Source organism: Dysgonomonas sp. HGC4 (assembly GCF_001261715.1).
In the GTDB taxonomy this organism is placed as follows: domain Bacteria; phylum Bacteroidota; class Bacteroidia; order Bacteroidales; family Dysgonomonadaceae; genus Dysgonomonas_A.
In genome coordinates this window covers 1-4,897 of sequence record NZ_CVRU01000115.1, presented here as the reverse complement: position 1 = coordinate 4,897, position 4,897 = coordinate 1, and the positions used below count along the sequence as shown (strand labels likewise).

3 protein-coding genes are annotated in these 4,897 nt (G+C 35.9%); 1 reads left to right on the top strand and 2 read right to left on the bottom strand.

Features of this window, described 5'->3' with window-relative positions:
* Positions 1-52: 52 nt before the first annotated feature.
* Positions 53-1,534 (bottom strand): proline--tRNA ligase, encoded by a 1,482-nt coding sequence (gene proS, locus HGC4_RS12000; RefSeq protein ID WP_050710381.1) that lies wholly within the window; start codon positions 1,532-1,534, stop codon positions 53-55.
* A 279-nt stretch (positions 1,535-1,813) separates the two neighbouring features.
* On the bottom strand, positions 1,814-3,595 hold the full coding sequence (locus HGC4_RS11995; protein ID WP_050710380.1) for a biotin/lipoyl-containing protein: 1,782 nt from the start codon (positions 3,593-3,595) through the stop codon (positions 1,814-1,816).
* Between the two features lie 554 nt (positions 3,596-4,149).
* On the opposite strand from HGC4_RS11995, the gene HGC4_RS11990 reads away from it, so the two are divergent.
* A complete protein-coding gene (locus HGC4_RS11990) occupies positions 4,150-4,791 on the top strand; it encodes an ExbD/TolR family protein (protein WP_050710379.1) in 642 nt (213 codons plus the stop codon).
* The last annotated feature ends 106 nt before the right edge of the window (positions 4,792-4,897 follow it).

The following is a 4,897-nucleotide window of genomic DNA, read 5'->3' as shown; positions in this document are numbered from 1 at the left end:
AGGGCTTCGCTTATTTTATATATTTAAGAGTATATTAAAAAGCTTTATATGCTTAATATGCTCTGGCAAACACAACTCGTTGAGTAGAAGGATTACCTGTTACCATACATTTACCTGGAGTTTTATCTCCTTCTAAAGGTATACAACGGATGGTTGCTTTGGTTTCATTTTTAATTTTCTCTTCAGTCTCAGGAGTTCCATCCCAATGAGCCATAAGAAATCCACCCTCTTCTATTTTTTCTTTAAATTCTTCGTATGTATCTACGTTGATTGTGCTAGCTGCTCTGAAATCAAGCGCTTTCTTGTAGATGTTTTCTTGAATATCATTTAAAAGATTCTTGATATACACATCTAAGTTGTCGCAAGATACAGTTTCTTTAGTCAAAGTATCACGGCGAGCTACTTCAATAGTGTTGTTCTCAAGATCGCGACCACCCATAGCTAAACGAACTGGCACTCCTTTAAGTTCATATTCAGAGAATTTCCATCCCGGTTTCTTATTATCTGAGTTATCATATTTTACACTGACACCCAAATTCTTTAAAGCAGAAACTATTCCTGCTACTTTCTCATTAATTTGAGCAAGTTGTTCTTCGCTACGGTAGATAGGTACTATAACTACTTGGTAAGGTGCTAATTTAGGAGGAAGCACTAGACCATTGTCATCGGAGTGAGCCATAATCAATGCTCCTATCAAGCGAGTAGAAACTCCCCATGAGGTTGCCCATACATAATCTTGTTTTCCTTCTTTATCAGTAAATTTCACATCAAAAGCTTTAGCAAAATTCTGTCCTAAGAAGTGAGATGTTCCCGATTGAAGGGCTTTTCCATCTTGCATCAAAGCTTCAATAGTATAAGTGTCAATAGCTCCTGCAAAACGTTCCGAAGCCGATTTTACGCCTCTTACTACTGGCATTGCCATATATTTCTCAGCAAATTCGCCATATACCTCAAGCATCTTTTTAGACTCTTCCTCTGCTTCTGCTTTTGTTGCATGCGCAGTGTGTCCTTCTTGCCAAAGAAATTCAGCAGTACGTAGGAATAAGCGTGTACGCATTTCCCAACGAACTACATTAGCCCATTGATTTACCAATATAGGCAGGTCACGATATGATTGTATCCAGTTACGATATGTATTCCAGATAATAGTTTCTGATGTTGGGCGGATGATAAGTTCCTCTTCCAGTTTTGCTTCCGGATCAACTATTACACCTTTTCCATCAGGATCGTTCTTTAAACGATAGTGAGTTACAACAGCACATTCTTTGGCGAAACCTTCAACGTGATCGGCTTCTTTGCTTAAGAATGATTTGGGGATGAAAAGCGGGAAATATGCATTTTCGTGACCTGTTTCTTTGAACATATCATCCAACTGACGTTGAATTTTTTCCCAAATTGCATATCCGTATGGTTTAATAACCATACATCCACGTACAGCAGAGTTTTCTGCTAAATCTGCTTTTAGTACCAAATCAAGATACCATTGACTGTAATCCTGACTTCTTGGAGTCAGTTCTTTAAGCTCTTTTGCCATGTGTTATTATAACTTTTCTTGAGTAATTTGAATGTTTATTGCCGCCTCTCATAGCTGTAACTATCTTTGGTTACTGTACTAGCCAAAGCAATAGAAAGGTTTGTAACCTTAAGTATTTGCAAAGTTAGCAAAAAAGACAATTGTATAATAGAAAAAGGTTCATTTTACAAGCTGATTGTTTGCTCCTCTTAATTTAAAAAAGCAGTAAGATAAAATCCTACTGCTTTTACTATTATATAAACCCTATAAACTTATGTGAGTATAGGATATAAATTTATCTTAGTTGATAAATGCAAGTACTTGATTCTTTTGAACCTTAGCACCTTGTTTTGTTTCGATTTGAACAATCTTACCCGATTTCAAAGCTTTTACTTCTTCAATACCATAGTAAGCTTGAATGAAAGCAATAATATCACCTTCTTTAACTGTTGTTCCTACTACAGGAGCAGTAGACTCGTCAGCTAGATCAATCTGCCAGATTACTTGTCCTGAAACAGGAGCTTGTACTGGTTGAGCATCAGGATATTTTTCTGTTACTTTTTCTATATCGAAGTTAGGTATTTCAACTACAGGGCGTGTAACGATGATTGGAGCTCCAGCTGCTGCTTTTGCTTTTTCCAAGTCAGCATTGAAACGTTCTTTAGCTAATCCCGATTTGTAATCGCGGTATTGGCGATCGTGCATTGCCAATTCGAACAATTCTTCATCATCTTCACCATACTCCCAACCGTTCTCATCCATTTCTTTGCGATAAGTATCAAGAGCATCTGGATATTCTTCTTGAGGATTTCCTGTATAGAACTCAAGATTTTTAGACTTAGCCAGTTCGATAATTTCATCATCCAGTTTACCTGGCAATGTACCTGTTCTGCCTAGAATCATATTCCAACTATCTTTGTCGATATTAGAGAAACGAGCTTGTCCTTGTGCCATCGAGAAGATGTTCATAAGAGCAATGTTCTTCACGTATTGACTGAAAGGCGTTACTAAGGGAGGATAACCTAGTTTAGGCCATATATAAGCAACTTCGTCGAAAAGTTGAACCACTAGGTCATTTAATGTAACTTCTGCCTTGCCATTGTTGCGAAGTGCCATATTGATCGCAGAGTGCATACCTTTAAGGTCGGCCATCATAGATCCCATCATTCCTCCAGGAAGACCGCAGCCTACAAGTAAAGATGTCATTATTTTGTTAGATGGATCAATAAAGTATCCTAAGAAATCGTCAATGAAAGATTGTGTCAATGCACGAGCTTCCATATAAGCTTTCATATTGATATCAGGCACAGAAAATCCTGCATCCTTCAACATTGCTTGCAATGTGATAATATCAGGGTGTACCATACCCCATGATAGAGGCTCGATAGCAGCATCCAGATAATCAGCACCAGCACGTGCTACTTCTAACATAGAAGCAACCGAGAAACCGGGTCCTGTATGACCATGATATTCGATAGGTATATTGGGATGTCTGTCTTTAAGAGCTTTTGTAAGTTTACCTAAAAATGCAGGGCGACCTACTCCAGCCATATCTTTTAAACAGAATTCATCGGCTCCAAAGTCAACTAATTTATCTGCAAAATTTACATAATAATCAACCGTGTGAATTGGTGAATGAGTGATACAAAGAGCTGTTTGAGAAATCATCCCAGCTTCTTTAGCATACTTAACTGATAATTCTAGATTTCGTGGATCATTCAAACCATCAAAAGAACGAGATATATTAGTTCCTTGTGCACATTTTACTTTAAACATCAAACGACGTACGTCTTTTGGAACAGGATTCATACGAAGGCCGTTTAGACCACGCTCCAACATATGCGTTTGAATACCTACTTCGTTGAAAGGAGCAGTCCAGTCGCGAACAGCTTTGTTAGGGTTTTCGCCATAAAGAAGATTTACCTGTTCGAAAGCCCCACCATTTGTCTCAACACGAGCAAAACAACCCATGTCAATAATAACTGGTGCGATTTGTGTTAATTGATCTACACGTGGCTGATATTTTCCAGATGATTGCCACATGTCACGATAAACGAGACTAAATTTGATTTCTCTTCCCATAGTGTTTTTATGTAATGTTCAAAGATAAAATTGGTTCTTGGAAGCCAATTTCGATCTTAAAATTATAGTGAATTCTATTGTAATATTAAACCTTCGTTAAGGGTATACAAATTTAGAGCTTTCATTTCAATTAAGACGAAAAAAGGAGTTATTAAAATTATCAATTTGATATAAAAAGTTATGATATTTAAAAAAACTGCACTTATCACTCAAAAGTGTGCAATAAAATAAGTTATGCATCCATCAAACTGTAATTTATACATTATAATGATGCTATAAAGAATATATTTTATCTCTGTTAATAAGTTATTGATTCGACTATTTCTCTTCAACAATTATATTTCATAATTTTATGTATCTATAATATCTGAACGAGTATTTCCTTTGAATATTTTGATCTGTTGTAATCTGTTGATGTGTAATTGATTATTTGAAAAAAGAATGTTTTTTCGCTTTTTTCTCTATTTTTTCTTCTCATGTTTTATGGAATTCTAATCTGATTTTACTCTATAATGTAGACAAGCGAATTATAAACAACTTTAATTCTTATCGTCATGGCTGAAATGAATACAAACTCCGATAATGGAGGCAAAAAGAAGAAAGCGCAACCTGCAAAAAAGAATCTTCGTGTTGATTTCACCCCAATGGTGGATATGAATATGTTGCTAATAACGTTTTTCATGTTGTGTACAACACTTTCCGCACCTCAAGTGATGGATATAGTGATGCCTACAAAGGCTACGGTTGATGGAAACGACAATGAAACTCCAGAGTCTAAAACGGTTACATTGCTCTTGAGTGAGAATGACCAAGTATTTTATTACTGGGGAAAACCTAAGTATGATAATCCTGCCTTCTTGGAAAAGACCGATTTATCGGAAAATGGGCTTAGAAACGTTCTCCTAAAGAGAAATGGAGATGTAGCTCAACAGGTTAAGGATTTAAAAGATAAAAGATATAAAAAAGAGATTTCAGAAGAACAGTTCAAAGATCAATTGTCTGAGCTTAAGAAATCAAGAGAAAGTATAACTGTAATTGTAAAACCAACCAGTAGTTCAACTTATAATAATTTGGTGAAAACTCTGGACGAAATGCAAATATGTAGCGTTGCAAAATATGCTATTGTAGATGTAGAGAAAGGAGACAATTATTTAATCGAAAATTTCAACAACTTTAGCTTAACACAAGCGAAATAAATATCAAACAACCCTCTTTTATTACTACTTTTGATTGAAACGCCGTAAAACAGAAACTACGCTGATTTACGGCTTTCATCTTTTTTATAGTGAGCTATTTCCTATT

What these genes read in the sequence shown, in the direction of transcription:
- HGC4_RS11990 (WP_050710379.1), top strand. Translation starts at nt 4,150, where the DNA reads ATGGCTGAAATGAATACAAACTCCGATAATGGAGGCAAAAAGAAGAAA.
- proS (WP_050710381.1), bottom strand. Translation starts at nt 1,534, where the DNA reads ATGGCAAAAGAGCTTAAAGAACTGACTCCAAGAAGTCAGGATTACAGT.
- HGC4_RS11995 (WP_050710380.1), bottom strand. Translation starts at nt 3,595, where the DNA reads ATGGGAAGAGAAATCAAATTTAGTCTCGTTTATCGTGACATGTGGCAA.